General features: G+C 32.6%; 19 protein-coding genes and 1 riboswitch. Of the genes, 2 read left to right on the top strand and 17 right to left on the bottom strand.

Annotation, left to right across the window (positions count from 1 at the left end; translation table 11 throughout):
* The 4 genes from CPAL_RS10305 to guaB form a co-directional block, all read right to left on the bottom strand.
* Positions 1–1260 (bottom strand): GntP family permease, encoded by a 1260-nt coding sequence (locus tag CPAL_RS10305; protein WP_061857931.1) that lies wholly within the window; start codon positions 1258–1260, stop codon positions 1–3.
* Between the two features lie 105 nt (positions 1261–1365).
* On the bottom strand, positions 1366–2505 hold the full coding sequence (locus CPAL_RS10300) for a CdaR family transcriptional regulator (protein ID WP_061857932.1): 1140 nt from the start codon (positions 2503–2505) through the stop codon (positions 1366–1368).
* A gap of 222 nt (positions 2506–2727) precedes the next feature.
* A complete protein-coding gene (gene guaA, locus CPAL_RS10295; protein WP_106024569.1) occupies positions 2728–4260 on the bottom strand; it encodes a glutamine-hydrolyzing GMP synthase in 1533 nt (510 codons plus the stop codon).
* Between the two features lie 75 nt (positions 4261–4335).
* Positions 4336–5790 carry an IMP dehydrogenase gene (gene guaB, locus CPAL_RS10290; RefSeq protein WP_061857934.1) on the bottom strand — a complete coding sequence of 485 codons (1455 nt, stop codon included), beginning with the start codon at positions 5788–5790 and terminating at the stop codon, positions 4336–4338.
* A gap of 168 nt (positions 5791–5958) precedes the next feature.
* Positions 5959–6057: riboswitch (purine riboswitch) on the bottom strand.
* 191 nt (positions 6058–6248) lie between these two features.
* Between guaB and CPAL_RS10280 the strand changes: the two genes are divergently transcribed.
* Positions 6249–7385: an aminotransferase class V-fold PLP-dependent enzyme gene (locus tag CPAL_RS10280; protein ID WP_061857936.1), complete on the top strand. Its 1137-nt coding sequence runs from the start codon at positions 6249–6251 to the stop codon at positions 7383–7385.
* A 50-nt stretch (positions 7386–7435) separates the two neighbouring features.
* Here the strand turns inward: CPAL_RS10280 and CPAL_RS10275 are convergent, their stop codons facing one another.
* The 4 genes from CPAL_RS10275 to groES all read right to left on the bottom strand — a co-directional run bounded on the left by CPAL_RS10275 (position 7436) and on the right by groES (position 10306).
* Positions 7436–7702, bottom strand: a complete 267-nt coding sequence (locus tag CPAL_RS10275) for a putative Se/S carrier protein (protein WP_061858057.1) — start codon at positions 7700–7702, stop codon at positions 7436–7438.
* A gap of 9 nt (positions 7703–7711) precedes the next feature.
* Positions 7712–8062: a sulfurtransferase-like selenium metabolism protein YedF gene (gene yedF / locus CPAL_RS10270; RefSeq protein ID WP_242976309.1), complete on the bottom strand. Its 351-nt coding sequence runs from the start codon at positions 8060–8062 to the stop codon at positions 7712–7714.
* Between the two features lie 191 nt (positions 8063–8253).
* Entirely contained in the window at positions 8254–9876 is a 1623-nt protein-coding gene (gene groL, locus CPAL_RS10265) for a chaperonin GroEL (RefSeq protein ID WP_061857937.1), read from the bottom strand.
* Positions 9877–10021: 145 nt separating this feature from the next.
* On the bottom strand, positions 10022–10306 hold the full coding sequence (groES, locus tag CPAL_RS10260; RefSeq protein ID WP_061857938.1) for a co-chaperone GroES: 285 nt from the start codon (positions 10304–10306) through the stop codon (positions 10022–10024).
* A gap of 317 nt (positions 10307–10623) precedes the next feature.
* On the opposite strand from groES, the gene CPAL_RS10255 reads away from it, so the two are divergent.
* On the top strand, positions 10624–11310 hold the full coding sequence (locus CPAL_RS10255) for a TIGR01906 family membrane protein (RefSeq protein ID WP_170063600.1): 687 nt from the start codon (positions 10624–10626) through the stop codon (positions 11308–11310).
* A 23-nt stretch (positions 11311–11333) separates the two neighbouring features.
* Here CPAL_RS10255 and CPAL_RS10250 read toward each other — a convergent pair whose 3' ends face one another.
* From CPAL_RS10250 to CPAL_RS10210, 9 genes are all read right to left on the bottom strand, one after another.
* Positions 11334–12821: a 4Fe-4S dicluster domain-containing protein gene (locus CPAL_RS10250; protein WP_207654932.1), complete on the bottom strand. Its 1488-nt coding sequence runs from the start codon at positions 12819–12821 to the stop codon at positions 11334–11336.
* A gap of 168 nt (positions 12822–12989) precedes the next feature.
* Positions 12990–13868: a DNA-3-methyladenine glycosylase family protein gene (locus CPAL_RS10245; RefSeq protein WP_061857941.1), complete on the bottom strand. Its 879-nt coding sequence runs from the start codon at positions 13866–13868 to the stop codon at positions 12990–12992.
* Positions 13869–14031: 163 nt separating this feature from the next.
* Positions 14032–15423 carry an NADPH-dependent glutamate synthase gene (gene gltA / locus CPAL_RS10240; protein WP_061857942.1) on the bottom strand — a complete coding sequence of 464 codons (1392 nt, stop codon included), beginning with the start codon at positions 15421–15423 and terminating at the stop codon, positions 14032–14034.
* Positions 15423–16328, bottom strand: a complete 906-nt coding sequence (locus tag CPAL_RS10235) for a sulfide/dihydroorotate dehydrogenase-like FAD/NAD-binding protein (RefSeq protein WP_106024565.1) — start codon at positions 16326–16328, stop codon at positions 15423–15425. Before CPAL_RS10235 ends, gltA begins: the two co-directional genes overlap by 1 nt.
* 129 nt (positions 16329–16457) lie before the next feature.
* Entirely contained in the window at positions 16458–17624 is a 1167-nt protein-coding gene (locus tag CPAL_RS10230; protein ID WP_106024564.1) for an iron-containing alcohol dehydrogenase, read from the bottom strand.
* Between the two features lie 220 nt (positions 17625–17844).
* Complete coding sequence (locus tag CPAL_RS10225; RefSeq protein WP_061857945.1) at positions 17845–18693, bottom strand: 3-hydroxybutyryl-CoA dehydrogenase; 849 nt, start codon at positions 18691–18693, stop codon at positions 17845–17847.
* Positions 18694–18789: 96 nt separating this feature from the next.
* On the bottom strand, positions 18790–19797 hold the full coding sequence (locus CPAL_RS10220; RefSeq protein ID WP_061857946.1) for an electron transfer flavoprotein subunit alpha/FixB family protein: 1008 nt from the start codon (positions 19795–19797) through the stop codon (positions 18790–18792).
* 28 nt (positions 19798–19825) lie between these two features.
* Positions 19826–20605, bottom strand: coding sequence for an electron transfer flavoprotein subunit beta/FixA family protein (locus CPAL_RS10215; protein WP_061857947.1), 780 nt, complete (start codon positions 20603–20605; stop codon positions 19826–19828).
* A gap of 28 nt (positions 20606–20633) precedes the next feature.
* A complete protein-coding gene (locus CPAL_RS10210) occupies positions 20634–21773 on the bottom strand; it encodes an acyl-CoA dehydrogenase (protein ID WP_061857948.1) in 1140 nt (379 codons plus the stop codon).
* Between the last annotated feature and the right edge of the window lie 2 nt (positions 21774–21775).

The raw sequence follows: 21775 nt of genomic DNA, 5'->3' as shown, positions 1-21775 counted from the left end.
TTAGAGAATAATTCCATATATAATTGAAGATACTAAAGTGAGTGTAAGTCCTACTAATGACTCATAAGGCATAATTTTTAATCTATCCTTAATATCCATATTTACGCTACCGCCAGTTGCATGGAAGAAACTTCCGTGTGGTAAATGATCTAATACTGTAGCTCCTGAATGAATCATAGCTGCTGCATTTAGTCCTGGCATACCAAGTTCTACTAAAGTTGGACCAAATACTTGGCTTCCTACAGTAGTTCCTGAAGTTGTAGATGCGGTTGCTGCTGACATAAGAATACCTGCTAATGGTGCAAGTAAGAATTCTGGAGCACCTGTTGCAGTTAAGAAATTAATCAATACATCTTTCAACTGTGAATTAGCAATTATGCCTGAAATAGTTCCTGTACCAATTAATAATATAGCAACTCCTGTCATTTTTCCTAATCCAACTGTACAATAAGAATTAAAGTTTTTAATTTTTCCCATCATTAAACATCCTATAATTCCTCCTACCGGTAAAGCAATCATAGGATCAATCACTATTCCCGCAATTGGTCTAAGTGATAATAAAATTATAGCAACTAAAGGTCCTAAAATAGAAGCGAAGAAACTTGGTTTCTCATTATTATTTTCTTCTGTAATATCAGAATTTAATACCTGTACTCCCTTATTAGAAAGTTTCTGAGCTATAATAATTGTTACAATAATACCAAATATCGCTGGAATAATACCTGCTGTCATAACAGATGTTAAAGGTATGCTAAATGCATCTGATGCTGCAATAGCATTTGGGTTTGGTGATATAATATTTCCAGACTTTCCACCACCGACCATAGCTAGTAAAATAGCCGATTTAGATATATTCGCCTTTTTAGCTATTGACATAGCTATTGGTGCTACTGTTATTACAGCTACATCTATGAAAACTCCAACTGCTGTTAATATACATGTAGAAAGCACAATAGCAAAAATAGCTTTCTTATCTCCTAACTTACTAATAATTGTTTCTGCTATTTTGCTAGCAGCTCCTGACTCAATCAATACTCCTGCTAGCACTCCTGCTGCCAATATTCTCAATATGGCTGATGCCATTCCTTGGGTTCCCTGTACCATTAGAGCAACTGTATCTACTAAGCTAGCCCCGCCAGTCAAACCTCCTATAACTGCTCCTAACATAAGAGAGTATGCTGGATTTACCTTTTTAATAATTAGGACAATAGCTACTGCTAGTCCTATAATTGCGCCTAATGCTGTCACTGTTACGTCCATAAATATACCTCTCTTTCTAAAAGAATATATTTTATGGACTTATTATACCGATACATAATAACCGTTTTCAATGTTACCTATACCAAATTTCGTCTAAATTCTACGCTAATAATTTATTATAGAATCCATATCATTATGTTCTATAATGAGAAATGCTATTTTAAGTATCACAAAATCATGATAACGCCTCATATCAAAACCAGTTTTTTTATATAATTTGTCTAATTTGTATTGAAGAGTATTTTTATGAATAAATAACTTTTCAGAAATTTTTTGTATTGAGCCATTATATTTTTCATAATATTTAATTATTTCCTCATATTTTATAATTTCTTTTGGTGAAAGGTTTTGTAAAACCTTTGTAACATACTTTTTAGCAGTAACCTTATCAATCATGTCAATAATAATCTCTATATCCATATTATTGAAATATAAAATCTCTTTCTCATCATCTTTCTCAATCCACTTTAAAGCATCTAAGGCTTCCATATATGAATTTTTTATATCTGCAGCATTATATTTTATTTGACCTATACCGAATTTAACTTTATATCCATACTTTAAATTAATTATTTCTTTAATTTTCTTAATTATAGAATCTATTAGCGTATCATTCTTCCCAAACAAAAGTAAAATAATCATAGATTGATAAATCATAATAAGGCTTCGTTTGTCATCTATACTATTTTTAAATATGTGAAATATCCTTTTTTCCTCTTCCAAGCTATATTCATCATCATATACAATCTTTGAAACTATTATTAATCCACCCTCTTTTTCTAATAATTCTTCAATATTTCTATAATCAAAAACAGTTCTAACTTCCATTTCATTATTAAAGAGAATATTCTCTAGCATTAATCGCTGCTGCTCAATTTCCTTGTTTTCTAATTCCTTCATAGAAAATTCTATAATTAAAATCTCCGTCATTCTTTTTATGATCTTTCCATACTTCTCTACTTCTTCTCTTTCCCCAGTAATTCCTATTACACCAATAACCTCATTATTGTAATAAACCGGTAAATTAATTCCCTTTCTAGAACCTCGATATTGTTCATCATACTCGATTACTATGTTTTTCTCATTCATTGCTGCTAATTTTCCTGCCTCATGAAAAGTTCCAATTCTATTTTTATCTGTACTTGCAATTATTGTTCCATCTACATTAATATAATTCAAATCTTGATTAATAATTTTTTTCATTTCAGTAACTATACTCTGTGCAAAGTCTTTTGAAATTTGCATAATATCCCTTCCTTGTACTTTAAAGTATAACTTTTATTTAGATTATATTCTAATTTTATTTTATAGCAAATGTATTCATTAAAATTAAGTTACAAAGTATTAAAAACATAAAAATAAAGTAGGCTTTGATATACGGAAATTTACCATAAAATCAAAACCTACTTTGCAGAAACATTAGCAACAACAAATTATTGATAGCACTTAATTTATCACAAACTCAACTTATTCCCACTCAATAGTTGCAGGTGGTTTGCTAGTTATATCATATACAATTCTGTTTACTCCCTTAACTTCATTGACTATCCTCCTAGAAACCTTATCCAAAACCTCATAAGGGATTCTTGCCCAGTCAGAAGTCATAGCATCAGAAGATGTTACTGCTCTTAGTGCTACAGTATGACAGTAAGTTCTCTCATCTCCCATTACACCTACTGACTGAATGTTAGGTAAACATGCAAAATACTGCCATATCTTACCTTCAAGTCCGGCTTTTGCAATCTCTTCTCTGAATATTGCATCTGCTTCCCTTGTTATAAATAACTTCTCTTCTGTAACTTCCCCTAGAACTCTTATTGCAAGTCCTGGTCCTGGGAAAGGTTGTCTCCACACTAAATGATGTGGAATTCCAAGCTCTTCTCCAACTGCTCTAACTTCATCCTTAAACAATTCTCTTAAAGGCTCAATTAGAGAAAAGTGCATATCTTCAGGAAGTCCTCCAACATTATGATGGCTCTTTATAGTGGCTGATGTATTAGTTCCGCTTTCAACTACATCTGGATATATAGTACCTTGCACAAGGAAGTCTATTTGCCCAAGTTTCTTAGCTTCTTCTTCAAATACTCTTATAAACTCTTCACCGATTATTTTTCTTTTTCTCTCTGGGTCACTTACTCCTTTAAGCTTTCCTAAAAATCTATCCTTAGCATTTACTCTTATTAAATTCATGTCAAACTGTTTCTTAAATATTTGCTCTACCTGATCTCCTTCATCCTTTCTAAGCAGACCATGATCAACAAAAACGCAAGTTAATTGTTTGCCCACAGCCTTATGAACAAGTACTGCTGCTACTGATGAATCTACTCCGCCAGATAATGCGCAAAGCACTTTTTTATCTCCAACCAATTCTTTAATTTCTCTTATCTTATCTTCTGCAAAAGAAGCCATAGACCAATCGCCTTTAAGTTTACAGATATTAAACAAGAAATTAGAAAGCATTTTTTGTCCAAATAAAGTATGCTCTACTTCTGGGTGGAATTGAACTCCATATATTTTTCTTTCCTTATTTTCCATAGCAGCCACAGAACACTGATCTGTTGTTGCTATTATCTCAAATCCTTCTGGAATTTGTGATACATAATCAGTATGGCTCATCCATGATTGGTCAATTTCATTTATGCCTTTAAATAACTCTGACTTATTGTTAATCTTAACTTCAGTTTTCCCGTATTCTCTAATTTCAGGACTTTCAACCTTTCCTCCTAATGTGTAAGCAGTTAACTGATGTCCATAGCATATTCCAAGGACAGGTACTCCTAATTCAAAGATTTCCTTATCTACTCTTGGAGCTCCATCACCATATACACTGTTAGGTCCACCTGTAAAGATTATTCCTTTAGGATTCTTACTTTTTATATCTTCTATAGAAGTTGTATAAGGAATTATTTCGCAGTACACATTGTGTTCCCTAACTCTTCTTGCAATAAGTTGATTATATTGTCCTCCAAAGTCCACCACAAGCACTAACTCATTCTTCATAAGGCTTATCTCCTTTATTCTTTATTTTTATCTATTTAAAAGCTTTAAAATCAAGCTTCTCTTTATAATTGTAAATTATAGCTGTGTACTATAGTTTGGTGCTTCTTTAGTTATTGATATATCATGAGGATGACTCTCTCTAAGTCCTGCTGAAGTTTGTACTACAAATCTAGCATTCTTAAATAAGTCCTCTAATGTAGGAGCTCCTAGATACCCCATTCCTGAACGTATTCCTCCAATAAGCTGATATATAGTATCTGAAACAAGACCTTTATATGGTACTCTTCCTTCTACACCTTCTGGAACTAACTTTTTACTGTCTTCTTGGAAATATCTATCCTTACTTCCACATGCCATAGCACTTAAAGAACCCATTCCTCTATATACCTTATAACTTCTTCCCTGGAATATTTCTACATCTCCTGGTGCTTCTTCACATCCTGCAAGCATTGATCCCATCATAACCACCTTAGCTCCTGCAGCTAAAGCTTTAACTATATCTCCTGAGTACTTAATTCCACCATCTGCAATAACAGGAATTCCATATTTGTTTGCTTCCTCAACGCAGTCCATAACAGCAGTAAGTTGAGGCACTCCAACACCAGCAACTACTCTTGTAGTACATATTGAGCCTGGTCCTATACCAACCTTTACACAGTCTGCTCCTGCTTCTATTAAATCTTTTGTAGCTTCTGCTGTAGCCACGTTTCCTGCTATAACCTGAAGTTCTGGATATTTTTCTTTGATTTGTTTTACTGCAAGCAATACTCCTTTTGAATGTCCATGAGCAGTATCTATTGTAATGACATCAACCTTAGCTTCTACTAAAGCATCTACTCTGTCCATCATATCTTTAGTAACTCCTACTGCAGCACCACATAGCAATCTTCCTCTTTCATCCTTTGCTGCATTTGGAAATTGTCTTACTTTCTCAATATCCTTTATTGTTATAAGACCTTTTAGATTATTTTCTTCATCTACTAAAGGCAATTTTTCTATTTTATGCTTTTTTAATATTTCCTTAGCTTCTTCAACTGTAGTATTTTCTGGAGCAGTAATTAAATTCTCACTAGTCATTATGTTCTTTATAGGCTGATTATAATTGGTTTCAAAAGCTATGTCTCTATTTGTAATAATTCCTACAAGTTTTCCTTCTACTGTTATAGGAATTCCAGATATTCTGTACTTAGCCATTAGATTTAAAGCTTCTTCCACGGTGTTATCTGGTGATAAATGAAATGGATCTGTTATTACTCCATTTTCCTGTCTTTTAACCTTGTCCACTTCAACAGCTTGTCTTTCTATGCTCATGTTTTTATGGATTATCCCTATTCCACCTTCTCTTGCTATAGCTATTGCCATTTTAGACTCAGTAACCGTATCCATACCTGCACTCATTATAGGAATATTCAACTTTATTTTTTTAGTTAAATTAGTTTTTAGAGTAACATCCTTTGGCAAAATCTCTGATTTGTTTGGTACTAACAACACATCATCAAATGTATAACCTTGTTTTAATATAATTGCCACTATAACCAACTTCCCTTCAAATTATTTATTTTTTATCACTCTTTCATATAAATTTAAAATATCTTATTAAATTTTAATCATTTAAGATTGTCCCATGTTATTTTTAATAACAAAAAATGCATTAGTCTCACCTCTATATCTAAAAGTACGACTAATGCATAAAAACTCCATATGCAATAATCCACTAATAGTCGGAAATTTACGGCTTCCGGTAGAGACTCCTTGCCATATCCAAGGGATATATTAAGTGAATTTATAATTTATAATTTCTATTTAATTTTGAGTTATGTCTATTTTAGTTGAGTTTTTACATTTTGTCAATCTTTTAAAACCGTTTTCTGACAATATTCTTGCAATTTTTTTATATTTTATATTGATAAAATATTTAAAAATTGTGATATTATATTGTTTGATAAAATTAATAATACTTAGTATATTGTTAAAAAGAGGTATGTAATATGATTTATTTTGATAACGCATCAACAAGTTTTCCAAAACCTCCCCAGGTGTCTCTTGCAGTATACAATGCCATAAATACTTTAGGTAATCCTTCAAGAGGTTCTTATTCATTATCCTTGAATGCTTCAAGAGTTGTATATAATGCGCGCGAGAAAATAGCACAACTTTTTAATTTATCTAATCCTTTAAATGTTGCCTTTACTTCAAATTCTACAGAAAGCTTAAATATAGCCATAACTGGTTCTTTTAGCATAGGAGATCATATAATAACAACGGAGATGGAGCATAACTCTGTGCTTAGGCCTATTTATGCTCTTGAGAAAAAAGGCGTTGAAATTTCTATTGCTAAGTGCGATAATCTTGGGAATGTAGATTATACTGAAATAGAAGATAAAATAAAATCAAATACTAAAGCTATTATATGTACTCATGCATCAAACTTAACTGGAAATTTAATGGACATAAGAAAAATAGGCAACATTTGCAACAACCATGGTTTATTATTTATCCTAGATGCCTCACAAACTGCTGGTGTTTTCCATATAGATATGGAAGCAGATAATATAGATATACTCTGCTTTACTGGTCATAAATCTCTCTATGGTCCACAAGGAACTGGCGGAATATGCATTAAAGATAATATAAATATATCACCTTTAAAACTTGGTGGAAGTGGAAGTAATTCTTATTCTACATCTCATCCAAATACTATGCCTGATATGCTAGAAGCTGGAACTATTAATAGCCATAGTATTGCTGGACTTTTAGCTGGTATAGAGTTTATTTTTGATACTGGAATTGAAAAAATAAGAGAACATGAACTAACTCTGATGTGGCAATTTTATAATGGCGTAAAAGACATTGACGGTGTTAAAATTTATGGAGATTTCTCAAAATATGTAAGATCCCCAATAGTTTCTTTGAACTTAAGGAATTACGATTCTAATGCTGTAAGCGAAGAACTAGCAAACACCTATGATATTGCTACTAGAGCAGGAGCTCACTGTGCACCATTAATGCATAAAGCATTAGGTACACAAAAGCAGGGAGCAGTTAGATTTAGTTTTTCTTATTTTAATACAACCGAGGAAGTGGATACTGCTATTAAAGCCATAGATGAATTATCAAAGCTTTAATATTATCTATGGCTTATTTTTTAAATTATTACATTATCATATAATAAAGATTAAAGAATAGATTTTATCTCCTTACTTAATCCTACCTTTTTTATATGATAGTATCCGGAGGTTTCTATATTATTATCATCTATTATCTTCTTCACCCGCTCTAAATCATTTAAATCAAATCTTATGGAAAGTCCGCATCCAGCAGTTATTTCTCTCGGTACAGGTATTATTCTTACATTTAACTCATGTCTCATTAATTCCTTTTCTGCTTTAATTGCACTATGGGTAGATGAAAAGGCCACCAAAGCAAATACTTCTTCTTTCATATGCACTATTTATGGTTTAATAATTTTTTTAGAAGCACTCATTTTTTCAACAATAGTGTACATATTTGTTATTTTCCCCACTGCTAGCTCTTCTGTTAAGTTATAGTAGTTTAAGCATGTCCCACAAGTTAAAATTTCTACCCCTAGCTCTTCTAGCTTCTTTAATTCTTCTATAACCAGTGAATCTTTAGATACTAATTTAGCCCCTCCGTTATAAAATATAATAGTTGAAGGTATATCTTCTGCTTCTGTTAAAGCATACATGAAGTTTTTCATCAAAATTTTCCCAATTTCCTCCTCTCCTTCTCCCATTTTATCAGAAGATATAACCATCAATATATTCTCATTAATCTTTGTCATATTTTTATCTCTCCTTTCCATAATAATTATTAGACAATGCCATTTGAAAACCTTCTTTTTGTACATCTTATTGTGACTTATATTCTTTAGTAATACAATTGCATCTATTGAAATATAAATAAATTAAAGGGACTTTTGCCATAGGCAAAAATCCCTTCCTTAACCTTCTTCTTTTAACTTTTAATTAAATTTTAGTACATTCCGTCCATTCCGCCCATTCCTGGTGCTGGTGTTGTGTTCTTTTCTGGAATTTCAGCAACAACACATTCAGTTGTTAAGAATGTTGATGCAACTGATGCAGCATTTTGAAGTGCTGATCTTGTAACCTTAGTTGGGTCCACTATTCCTGCTTCTGTCATATTTACATATTCTCCATGTAATGCATCAAATCCTATTCCTGGTTCACTGTTCATTATCTTTTCTACTATTACAGAACCTTCAAGTCCAGCATTTTGAGCTATTTGTCTTACTGGCTCTTCTAAAGCTCTCTTTATAATATCTATACCAACCTTAATGTCTGCAACGTCAGAAGTTAATTTGCTTACTTCTTTTAGAGCATTAACGTATGCAGTTCCACCACCTGCAACTATACCTTCTTCTACAGCAGCTCTAGTTGCTGATAATGCATCTTCTATTCTTAGCTTTCTTTCTTTTAATTCTGTTTCAGTAGCAGCACCAACTTTGATTACTGCAACTCCACCAGCAAGTTTTGCTAATCTCTCTTGAAGTTTTTCTTTATCGAATTCAGAAGTTGTTTCTTCTATTTGTCTCTTAATTTGAGCTACTCTATCAGAAATTGCTTTCTTATCGCCTTTTCCATTAACTATTGTAGTATTTTCTTTAGATACTTTTACTGTTTCAGCAGTTCCAAGCATATCTAAAGTAACTTCTTTTAAGTCTCTTCCTAATTCTTCAGATATAACTTCTCCACCTGTTAATATAGCTATATCTTGAAGCATTTCTTTTCTTCTATCACCAAATCCAGGAGCTTTTACAGCTACGCAGTTGAATGTTCCTCTTAATTTATTAAGTACTAATGTAGCTAATGCTTCTCCTTCTATGTCTTCTGCTATAATTAATAATTTCTTTCCTTGTTGAACTATTTGTTCAAGAACTGGAAGTAATTCTTGTATGTTAGAAATCTTCTTGTCTGTTAAAAGGATATATGGATTGTCTAATACAGCTTCCATCTTTTCTGCATCAGTTACCATATATGGACTTAAATATCCTCTATCAAATTGCATTCCTTCAACAACATCAAGTTCAGTTGCCATTGTCTTTGATTCTTCTACAGTGATAACACCTTCGTTACCTACTTTTTCCATAGCATCAGCTATTAACCTACCGATTTCTTCATCAGCAGCAGAAATAGCAGCAACTTTTGCTATATCTTCTTTTCCGTTAACTTGCTTTGAACCCTTTTTGATTTCTTCAACAGCAACATCAACAGCTTGCTTTATTCCTTGTCTTATAAGCATTGGATTAGCTCCAGCTGTAACGTTCTTTAATCCTTCTCTTATAATTGCTTGAGCAAGTAATGTAGCAGTTGTTGTTCCATCTCCAGCTACATCGTTTGTCTTTGTAGCAACTTCTTTAACAAGTTGAGCTCCCATGTTTTCATACATATCTTCAAGTTCAATTTCTCTTGCTATGCTAACACCATCGTTTGTTATAAGTGGTGTTCCAAATTTTTTATCTAAAACAACATTTCTTCCCTTTGGTCCTAATGTAACTTTTACTGCATCAGCTAATTTGTCAACACCTCTTTGCATTGCACGTCTTGCTTCTTCACCAAATAAAATGCTCTTAGCCATGTTTTAAAAACCTCCTTATTTTCGCTATATTCTAAATTCACAGTTTGTATTCTATTCAATAAAACTTTTTATTTAATCTATATCCTCTAGTAACTAACCACTATTTATATGTACCATATAGTGATCAGCAATATTAATTATTCAATTATTCTACGATTGCTAATATATCATTTTGTCTTAAAATAGTGTACTCTTCTCCATCAATTTTAACTTCTGTTCCAGCATATTTTGAGAATAATACCTTATCTCCAACTTTAACTTCCATCTTCACTTCTTTTCCATCTACTAATCCGCCTGGTCCTACTGCAACTACCTCTGCTTCTTGTGGTCTTTCTTTAGCACTTCCTGGTAATACTATTCCGCTTTTTGTTGTTTCCTCTGCTTCTAATCTTTTAATTACAACTCTGTCTCCAAGTGGCTTTATTCTCATATAAAAACCTCCTTATGTTATTTAATTTATTTTTAATTAAATCAGTAATCAAGTTTGTTAGCACTCATTCATCTTGAGTGCTAATACAATTATAATGATAATTTATAGCAATTTTAATAGCAAATTCCACATTTTAACTTATGGCAAGATTTAACCCAAATAGACTAAATTATGTTCTAATATCATATTAGTTCTTTATTTTTCTTTTATTTTCTTTGTTTTATTGTAAATAAAAATCTTTAATATGATTATTTATTTTAATATTGCCAATAATTAAAGATGTACAATCTTTAAATTAAATTTATGGAGTGGATATTTTGAAATACGATTTAAAAAATAATTTTTATTTAAATATATTTTTCGAGATCTTACTTTCTCTTTCCTTAGCTATATTAATTATTATACTAATTGTGAAATTAACCTTAAATCTTAAAATTATTTATTATTTAGACATTGTTTATCTAGATATACCAAAGCTCTCTCAACTAGAAATTTCAGAAATAAAATCTAATTACAGTTATGTTATAGAATATATTAATAATCCATCTATAACCGAATTCAATCTGCCTACTTTACCTTATTCTACAGAAGGAAAAATACATTTTGAAGAAGTAAAAGCTATTTTTATTTTTTTAAGTAATTTAGCATACATTTTATCTTTTACTATATTAACTCTGTTTATTCCTACTTATAAAAATAGAAAATATAATTTTCTAAAACTAACTTCTATATTTTTGTTAATCTTACCTATAATTTGTTTCATTCCATTTTTAATAAACTTTGATAAAAGCTTTACCATATTTCATAAATTACTTTTTAATAATGACTACTGGCTTTTAGATAAGAAAAAGGATCCTATAATTAATATAATGCCTCAAAGCTTCTTCTTTCACTGTGCTATGTTTATAATCTTAATGCTTATACTAAGTAGCATCATCTTTTATGTTATATATATTAAAAGAAGATCTCATCATAAAAATAAAAAAAATAAAGGAGATGCATAGTTTAAATGCTCTCCTTTGTTTTTCTATCTTTCTAAATTAATATCCCTAAATTCATCTAACATATCATTTGAAATAACTCGTTTTGCCTTTGATTCCTTGCTGAACTTGTTTAAATGCACCTTAGTTTTACTTTGAGAACATATAGTTCCTGCTCCTCCAATACATCCACCTTCACACATCATACCCTCAAAAAAGTTTCCTGGAAGCCTTCCATTCTTAGCTAAAAGCATAAATTTTCTAAGGTTTGCATATCCACTTATCTTTACAGGATTAAATTCTACTTCTATATCCTTACTATTTATAAAGTCCTCAACAGCTGAACTTAATCCGCCTCCTTGAGCAAATCCTCTTCCAAAGGATGATGCATCATTAACCTCAATGTCTTCACATTCTTCTGGACTTATATTATATGCACCAAATATAGCAGCTATCTCTTCAAATGTCAAAACATAGTCTATGGCATCTTGAATTCCTTCTCTTCTTATTTCGCTCTTTTTAGCTGTACATGGTCCAATAAATACTACAATAGCATCTTTATGATTTTTCTTCACAAGTCTTCCAGCAGCTATCATTGGAGATACTGTGTTTGAAATATTTTCTACTTGATCAGGAAATTTCTTTTCTATAAAAGAAACAAATCCTGGACAGCATGAATTTGTCATGTAACTGTATCCTTTTTCCATTCTTTCAACAAATTCCATTGCCTCGTGTGCTGTTACCGCATCTGCACCACAAGCTACTTCTATCATATCCTCAAATCCTAATTTTTTTAACGCATCTTTAACCTGTCCAACAGTTACATTTCCTCCAAATTGGCCAGTAATAGCAGGTGCTACTACAGCGTATACCTTTTTCTCACTCTTTAGAGCATTTATAACTTGAACCATAAAGCTTCTATCTGATATAGCTCCAAAAGGACATGCCGCCATACATGCTCCACAATCTATACAATCTTCGTGTTTTATCATAGCTCTTCTATCCTCTGGATCTATAGATAAAGCTTGTGTTGGACATGCTTTTTTACAAGGTCTCATTACTTCTGATACAGCATTATATGGACAAGCAGCTTTACATAATCCGCATTCTTTACATAGATCTTGATTTATATATGCTCTTCCATTAATTCTTGTTATAGCGCCGGCCCTACATACTTCCATACACTTATGCTGTAAACATCCTCTGCATGCTTCTGTTATAGTGTATTTATTAATAGGACATGTATCACAGGCTGCTTGTATAACATACATTATAGGATCGTCATCTTTAGCTTTAACTAAATCACTTGGTCTATCTCCATCTGCTAAATACCCCGCAGCAAGTTTTGCTCTCTCTTTTACAATTGCTCTTTCATGATATACACAACATCTATATTTTGGCTTATCACCTTTAATTATATTATATGGTACCTTTTCTAGTTCACTTTGAGTCAATCTTTCTTCCTTGGCTAATATAGCAACGTCCCTTAACACTTCATATTTAAGTTTTTTTAATTCATTTTCAAAGATCACTATACTTCCTCCTACCTGTACTTAAAATGTATTAACCCTAATACCATTATAACAGATGTTTGTTAAAAATGTAACACTTATTTTTATAACAGTTTATTTTTTTTATTATAACAGATGGTTATTCATACCTCTTAATTCAATAAAAAAAACTCTGTTAACGGTTAAACAGAGTCATAACTTAATATTGTTTTCTCTTGCATAGTAAAATAGATATTGCTGAGCAAATCCTGAAAATTCTTTGAACTTATTTCTACCAAATTCTCTTATCTTTTTTAATGATACATCTGGTGCCAAATAAAAATGCTGCATTGCTCTTTTTACCCATACATCCACTGGAAAAGCTGAATATTTTTGCATAGAAAAAAGCATAATACAATCCGCTACTTTAGGACCTACTCCACTTAAATTTTGCAGTGCAATATGACATTCATCATCATTTAATCCTTTTATGTATTCAAGGTCAATTTTATCACTTAAAATATCATCTATAGTATTTCTTATATACTTTGCTCTAAAACCTGTTCCACAATCACTTAATTCATCTATGGTACAGTTTGCTAAATCATCAATGCTTGGGAAAGTATAATAAGTATGTCCTTTGTACTCCATAGGTTTTCCCCATTTCTTTGATATATTATCTATAGCCTTTTTTATCATAGGTATTCTGTTATTAGCTGATATTATAAAAGATAAGGTTATTTCAAAAGGCTCCTGTTTAAGAATTCTAATCCCATCTCCAAATTCTACAGATTTCTTTAAAAGTTCATCTTCTCCTAATATCTCTTTTATTGATGAATAATCTCTATATAGATCAAAGTACTCTACCCATATATTTTCAAAATCCTCTTCTGTAGTGTTATATATAACTACATCCTCTTCTCTTTTCTCTAATTCTATCACTCTTCCAAATGCTACCCCTATATAATTTCCATTTTCCTGCCTATTCCATCTAAAACATTGTCCACAATCAAATATATGAGAAAGGTTGAAATTTCTCACACCTTTTATTACTATACCACCATCAAATTCTTCTACATATTTAAAATCCATTATTGCACCTCCGAACTAAATTGTAATGTGTGAAAAAACTAAAAATGATGCATGCATTCATGCATACTATATATGTAGTATTATGCCCTACTTTCATCCCCATGTAAAGAAAAAATACTCAGTGAGCTAGTTGAGCTCACTGAGTATTTATAAATAGAAATATTTATTTATCCTTATTAGATAAGAACTCGTCTATAGCTTTTGCTGCTTTTTTTCCTGCTTCCATAGCTAGTATTACTGTAGCTGCTCCTGTTACAGCATCTCCTCCAGCATATACTCCATCCTTTGATGTTTTTCCTGTAGATTCTTCAGCTATTATACATCCCCATTTGTTAGTAGCAAGTCCTTCTGTAGTCGAAGATATTAGTGGATTTGGAGATGTTCCAAGGGACATAATTACAGTATCTACATCCATTATAAACTCAGAGCCTTCTATAACTTTTGGTCTTCTTCTTCCTGATTCATCTGGTTCTCCTAGCTCCATTTTTACACACTTCATACCTTTAACCCATCCATTTTCATCTGCTAAGATTTCAATTGGATTAGTTAAAAGGTCAAATATTATTCCTTCTTCTTTTGCATGATGAACTTCTTCTACTCTTGCTGGAAGTTCTGATTCAGATCTTCTATAAACAATATGAGTTTCAGCTCCAAGCCTTAGAGCAGTTCTTGCTGCGTCCATAGCAACATTTCCTCCTCCTACAACGGCTACCTTTTTTCCAATCTTAACTGGAGTGTCATAATCTTCTCTATATGCCTTCATCAAGTTTATTCTAGTTAAAAACTCATTAGCTGAAAATACTCCATTAGAATTTTCTCCTGGTATACCCATAAACTTAGGAAGTCCTGCACCTGAGCCTATAAATACAGCTTCAAATCCTTCTTCTTCCATGAGCTTATCTATATTAGCTGTTCTACCTACTATTACATTTGTTTCTATTTTTACACCTAACTTTTTAATATTTTCAATTTCACTTTTTACTACTGTTTCTTTTGGAAGCCTAAATTCCGGTATACCATATACCAAAACTCCGCCAACTTCATGTAAAGCTTCAAATATGGTAACATCATATCCTTTTTTAGCTAATTCGCCTGCACAAGTAAGTCCTGCAGGCCCACTTCCTATTACTGCAACTTTTTTATCTTTTTTAGGTTCTGTTTCTGAAAGATTAATGTTGTTTTCTCTAGACCAGTCTCCAACAAATCTTTCAAGTTTTCCAATAGCTACAGGTTCTCCTTTTATTCCAAGAACACATTTTCCTTCACATTGCGTTTCTTGTGGACATACTCTTCCACATACTGCTGGAAGAGAACTATATTTAGCTATAATTCTTGCAGCCTCTTCAAAATTTCTATTTTTTATTTGCTCTATAAATTTAGGTATATAAATATTAACAGGACAAGCTCCAACGCATAAAGGGTTCTTACACTGCAAACATCTAGAAGCTTCTGCTATGGCTTCTTCTTCAGTGTACCCTAAACAAACCTCATCAAAATTTTTAGCTCTAACTTTTGGATCTTGTTCTCTTATAGGTGTTCTCTTCATTCTATCCATTATTTAGCACCTCCGCAACCACAGCCACCGCCATTTTTATGGTGCTCTGCTTCTATTATTTTAGATTCTTTTTCAAGAATTTTCTTTCCTTCCTCTGTTTTATACATAGCCTGTCTTCTCATAGCTTCATCAAAATCTACTAAATGTCCATCAAACTCTGGTCCATCAACACAAGCAAACTTCGTAGTGTTACCTACAGTAACTCTGCACGCCCCGCACATACCTGTTCCATCTACCATAAGGGGATTCATGCTTACTATAGTTTTTATTCCATAAGGCTTAGTTGCAAGTGCTACAAATTTCATCATTACAACTGGTCCAATTGCTACAACATAATCATATTTTTTGCCTTCATTATCAACTAAGTCTTTAAACTTTTCTGTAACTAAACCTTTAAATCCATAAGATCCATCATCCGTTGTTATATATACATTATCAGCTACAGCATTCATTTCATCTTCTAAAATTAATAGTTCCTTAGTTCTAGTACCCATTATTACATCCGCTTTCATTCCATTATTATGGAACCATTTAACCTGTGGATATACAGGAGCAGCTCCTACTCCTCCTGATATAAATAATACTTTTTTATTCTTCAACTCTTCTATATTTTCACTTAAAAACTCTGAAGGTCTTCCTAAAGGCCCTACGAAATCTCGTATGTATTCACCTTCTTCATATTTTGCTAGCTCTATAGTTGAATGTCCCACAGTTTGGAACACTATTGTTACCGTGCCTTTTTCTTCATTATAATCACAAATTGTAAGAGGAATTCTTTCGCCTTTTTCATCTGTCTTTATAATTATAAATTGTCCTGGTTTTGCCGATTTTGCTACTCTTGGCGCTTCTATATCCATAAGATATATATTAGGAACTAAAAGCCTCTTTTTTACGATTTTAAACATAATTACCCCCCATTTCTCTTCATAAGTAATCTAGTATAAACTACCCCTAAATCTCTTACTTTTTAACTGCTACATATTATTATATCTAATAAAAAGCTCCCCGTAAAGAGAGCTTCCTAATAGTATATTTTAGAAATTAACTTTATCACCATAAAATGCACAATTGTATATCTTCTTCATAGTCTCCTCATCTATTGGCCTTGGGTTAGAACCTGTACATGCATCTAGAACTGCGTTATGTGCCATAAATTCAACCTTTTTCTTAAAGTCTTCTTCAGGTACTCCCCACTCTTTTACAGTATGAGGTATGTTTAATCTAGTATTTAAGTCATTTATCATTTCTACTAATGAATCAACTAATTCTGAATTAGTATTTCCTTTTAATCCTAAGTTTCTAGCTATTTCTGCATATCTATCTTCACAAGCTTTCCTATTGTATTGTATTACATGAGGAAGGAAAATAGCATTTGCACATCCATGTGGTATATGGAATACAGCTCCTATTTTATGTGCCATACTGTGAGTAATTCCAAGTAAAGCATTAGAGAAAGCCATTCCTGCAAGACATTGTGCTATGTGCATTTCACTTCTAGCTTTCTTATCTCCTTCAAAAGACTTAACTAAATTTTCTTTAGTCATAACAATAGCTTTCATGGCAAGTGGGTCTGAGAAAGGTGATCTTGCACTAGCTACATATGCCTCTATAGCATGAGTTAAAGCATCCATTCCTGTGTGTGCAACTAATTTAGGTGGCATAGTTTGTGCAAGTTCAGGATCTACTATAGCAATATCTGGTGTTAAATTGAAGTCCGCTAAAGGATATTTTATTTCTGTTTTATAATCAGTTATTACTGAAAAAGCTGTAACCTCTGTTGCAGTACCACTTGTTGAAGGTATAGCTATAAATTTAGCCTTTTTCCTCAATTCTGGTATTCCAAAAGGAACCACTGCTTGTTCAAAAGTAAAGTCTGGATATTCATAGAAAATCCACATAGCTTTTGCAGCATCTATTGGAGAACCTCCGCCCATTCCTATAATCCAATCTGGCTCAAATTCTCTCATAATAGCAGCACCATTCATAACAGTTTCCACAGATGGATCAGGTTCAACGCCTTCAATTAGCTTTGTATCTATTCCAGCTTCCTTTAAATAGCTTTCAACTTTATCTAAGAAACCAAACCTCTTCATTGAGCCTCCGCCCACAACTATTACTGCTTTTTTTCCTTTAATGGTCTTTAAAACCTCTAAACTTCCTTCTCCAAAATAAATATCTCTAGGTAATGTAAATCTTGCCATAGTATCCCTCCTAATTTGTTTTGCAACTATTCATAATAGTTAATTTATTAACAATATTATATTACAGTTTATGTACTCAATCAAGTTTTAATAACAATTCTAATACTTTTTGAGGCAATATTTTAATCTTTTTACTATTATAGAACAAAAGACCGTACAAAATGCACAGTCTTTCGCTTACTGTCATATTATGTTATTGTTAAAATTGTTTCAATTATCACTATTTAGCGTAATTGTGGAATCCTCTTCCTGTTTTTCTTCCAAGCCATCCAGCTCTTACATATTTTCTAAGTAATGTATGAGCTCTGTACTTAGAATCTCCTGTTTCTTTATATAATACATCCATTATTGCAAGACATACATCAAGTCCTATAAGGTCTCCTAATGCTAAAGGTCCCATTGGATGGTTAGCACCAAGCATCATAGCTTTATCTATATCTTCAGCTGAAGCTATACCTTCTGCTAAGATTCCAACAGCTTCATTTATCATAGGAATTAAGATTCTGTTTACAACAAATCCTGGAGCTTCTGCAACTTCAACTGGATCTTTTCCTATAGCTAAAGAAACTTCTTTTACAGCGTCGAAAGTTTCTTGAGAAGTTGCCATTCCTCTTATAATTTCAATTAGCTTCATTACTGGAGCTGGATTGAAGAAATGCATTCCTATAACCTTATCTGGTCTGTTTGTTGCTGAAGCAACTTCAGTTATTGATAAAGAAGATGTATTTGATGCAAGTATTGTTTCTGGCTTGCATATTTTGTCTAGTTCAGCAAAGATTTGTTTCTTTATTTCCATATTTTCTACTGCTGCTTCTACTACTAAATCGCAATCAGCTGCCATATTTAGGTCAACTGTTCCAGTTATTCTTGAAAGAATTTCTTCCTTTACAGCTTCTTCCATTTTCCCCTTTGACACTAGCTTGGTAAGAGATTTGTTAATGCCGTCAAGTCCTCTTTGAACGAACTCGTCTTTAATATCTCTTAAAACTACTTCAAATCCTTTCATTGCAAATACTTGAGCAATGCCTGATCCCATAGTTCCAGCACCAAGCACACATACCCTCTTCATAATTTCATACCTCCTAAGCAATTTAAAATTAGTACTGTGAGTTTAATTTATAAGATATAAGCTACTGCTTATATTTAAAAACCAACCTAATTTTAATTATTTATAGCTTTTTATTTGAGCTATTAATTCAGGAATAATTTTTGCGAAGTCTCCAACTAATCCTAAATCAGCAACATTCATGATTGGTGCATCAGCATCTCTGTTAATAGCAATTATATAATCACTATCTTGCATTCCAGCTAAGTGTTGGATTGCTCCTGAAATACCTACTGCAACGTATAGTTTTGGTCTTACTGTCTTTCCTGTTTGACCTACTTGTAGCGCATGGTCAATCCAGCCATTTTCAACAGCTGCTCTTGATCCTGCTACTGTTCCACCTAGTACATCAGCAAGTTCTTGAAGTAATGCAAAGTTTTCTTTGCTTCCTACTCCTCTTCCTCCTGATACTATAATTTCAGCTTCACTGATATCAGCTACTTCTTTAGCTATTTTAACAACTTCTTTAACAGTTACTCTTAAATCTTTTTCTTCTAATACTGCTGATACCTTTTCAATTTTAGCTTCATCTATTTTAGTTTCATCTTTAGCTAATTTATCAAAAACTCCTGGTCTTACTGTAGCCATTTGTGGTCTGTGTTCTGTACACATGATTGTAGCCATTAAGTTTCCGCCGAATGCAGGTCTTGTCATCATTAATTGATTTGTTCCTTCTTCAACGTCTAATGCTGTACAGTCAGCTGTAAGTCCAGTCTTAAGTCTTGCAGCTATTCTTGGTCCTAAATCTCTTCCTATATAAGATGCTCCTATGAATAAAACTTCTGGTTTTCTTTCATTTGCTAAATCACAAATTGCCTTTGTGTAAGCATCAGTTGTATAGTGAGCTAATTTTTCATCTTCAATATATAATACTTTATCTGCTCCGTAAGCTAATAATTCTTTAGCTAAATCATCTACTTTATTTCCAAGTAAAACTGCAGTTAATTCTGTTCCTAATTTATCTGCAATTTCTCTTCCTTTTCCTAATAATTCTAAAGCAACCTTTTGAAGTTCTCCATCTCTTTGTTCAGCATATACCCAAACGCCTTTGTAATCTGCTATATTCATTGACTATTCCTCCACTTCTACTTATATACTAAATATAGTGCTTTTCCTTTAATTTTGAAGCTGCGAATGCTGCTGCTTCTTTAGCTGACATATTGATAACTTCACCTTTACCTTTTGTTTCTTTTGGCCAAGATTTCTTAACCTTTGTTGGTGAACCCTTTAATCCTAGAAGTTCTCTATCTACATCGATATCGTTAACGCTCCATATCTTAACTTCTTTTTTGAATACTTCGAATATATTTCTTACATTCATATATCTTGGTTCATTTAATTCTTTAATTGCTGTTAAAAGACATGGTGTTTTTACTTCTAATACTTCATATCCGTCTTCTAAAGCTCTGTTTACTGTTAAAGTATCTCCATTAATTTCTACTTTTTGTACATAAGTTACTTGTGGAATTCCTAAGTGTTCAGCAATTTCTGGTCCTACTTGTGCAGTATCTCCGTCAATTGCTTGTCTTCCAGCGAATACAATATCATATTCTAACTTCTTTAATGCTCCTGCAAGGGCATATGAAGTAGCTAATGTATCTGCTCCTGCAAATGCTCTATCTGTTATAAGAATTGCTTCATCTGCTCCCATAGCCATTGCTTCTCTTAAAGCAGCTTCAGCTTGTGGAGGTCCCATAGATATAACTGTAACGTGTGCTCCATTTTCATCTTTTATTCTTAATGCTTCTTCTAAAGCATGCTTATCTTCAGGGTTAATGATTGATGGAACTCCTTCTCTTATAAGTGTTCCTGTTACTGGATCTATTTTAACTTGGTTTGTATCTGGAACTTGTTTTAAACAAACTACTATATTCATTGTTTAATTTCCTCCTCGACTTAATCTCTTATCTAAATAATGCACCTGAAATAACCATTTTTTGAACTTGAGATGTTCCTTCGTAAATTTCAGTTATCTTAGCGTCTCTCATTAATCTTTCTACTGGGTAATCCTTAGTATATCCGTATCCACCGAACATTTGAACAGCCTTAGTAGTTACTTCCATAGCAGTTTCAGCAGCAAATAATTTAGCTGTTGCAGCTTCTACAGTGTAAGGAAGTCCAGCTTGCTTATTCCAAGCAGCCTTATATACTAAATATCTAGCAGCTTCAATTTTAGCTTTGCATTCTGCTGCCATCCATGCCATACCTTGGAATTTGTATAATTGCTTTCCAAATTGCTTTCTTTCTTTCATGTATTTTATAGCTTCTTCTAAAGCACCTTCTGCTAATCCTAATGCTTGAGCAGCTATACCAATTCTTCCTCCGTCAAGAGTCTTCATTGCAATTGAAAAACCTTTTCCTTCTTTTCCAAGTAAGTTTTCAGCTGGAACTACGCAATCTTCAAATATAAGCTCAGTAGTTGATGAAGCTCTTATTCCTAATTTGTCTTCAACTTTACCTATTGAGAATCCTGGGAATCCTTTTTCTACTATGAAAGCAGATATTCCTTTTGTTCCTTTACTCTTATCAGTCATAGCAAATACTATGAAAGTATCAGCATATCCACCGTTAGTTATAAATATTTTTTGTCCGTTAAGTATATATTTATCTCCATCCTTAACAGCTACTGTTTGTTGTCCTGCAGCATCTGTACCAGCATTTGGCTCAGTTAAACCGAAGGCACCAATTTTTCTACCACTTGCTAGATCTGGAAGATACTTTTTCTTTTGCTCTTCAGTTCCAAATGCGTCTATAACAGATGCACAAAGTGAAACGTGAGCAGAAAGAATAACACTATGAGTACCGCAAACTTTAGCTAATTCTTCTACTGCAAAAATGTAAGAAAGATAGTCTCCACCTGCTCCTTCATATTCAGTTGAGAAAGGTATTCCCATTAATCCGTACTTACCCATCTTTCTAACATTTTCTATAGGAAATTCTTCAGTTTTATCTATTTCTCCAGCTATAGGTTTTACTTCATTTTCAGCAAATTCTCTAACCATTTGTCTTACTAATTCTTGTTCTCTAGTAAATTCAAAATTCATGT

This window comes from Clostridium thermopalmarium DSM 5974, assembly GCF_002995795.1.
GTDB lineage: Bacteria > Bacillota > Clostridia > Clostridiales > Clostridiaceae > Clostridium_H > Clostridium_H thermopalmarium.
This window is presented reverse-complemented; position numbering and strand designations above follow the sequence as displayed.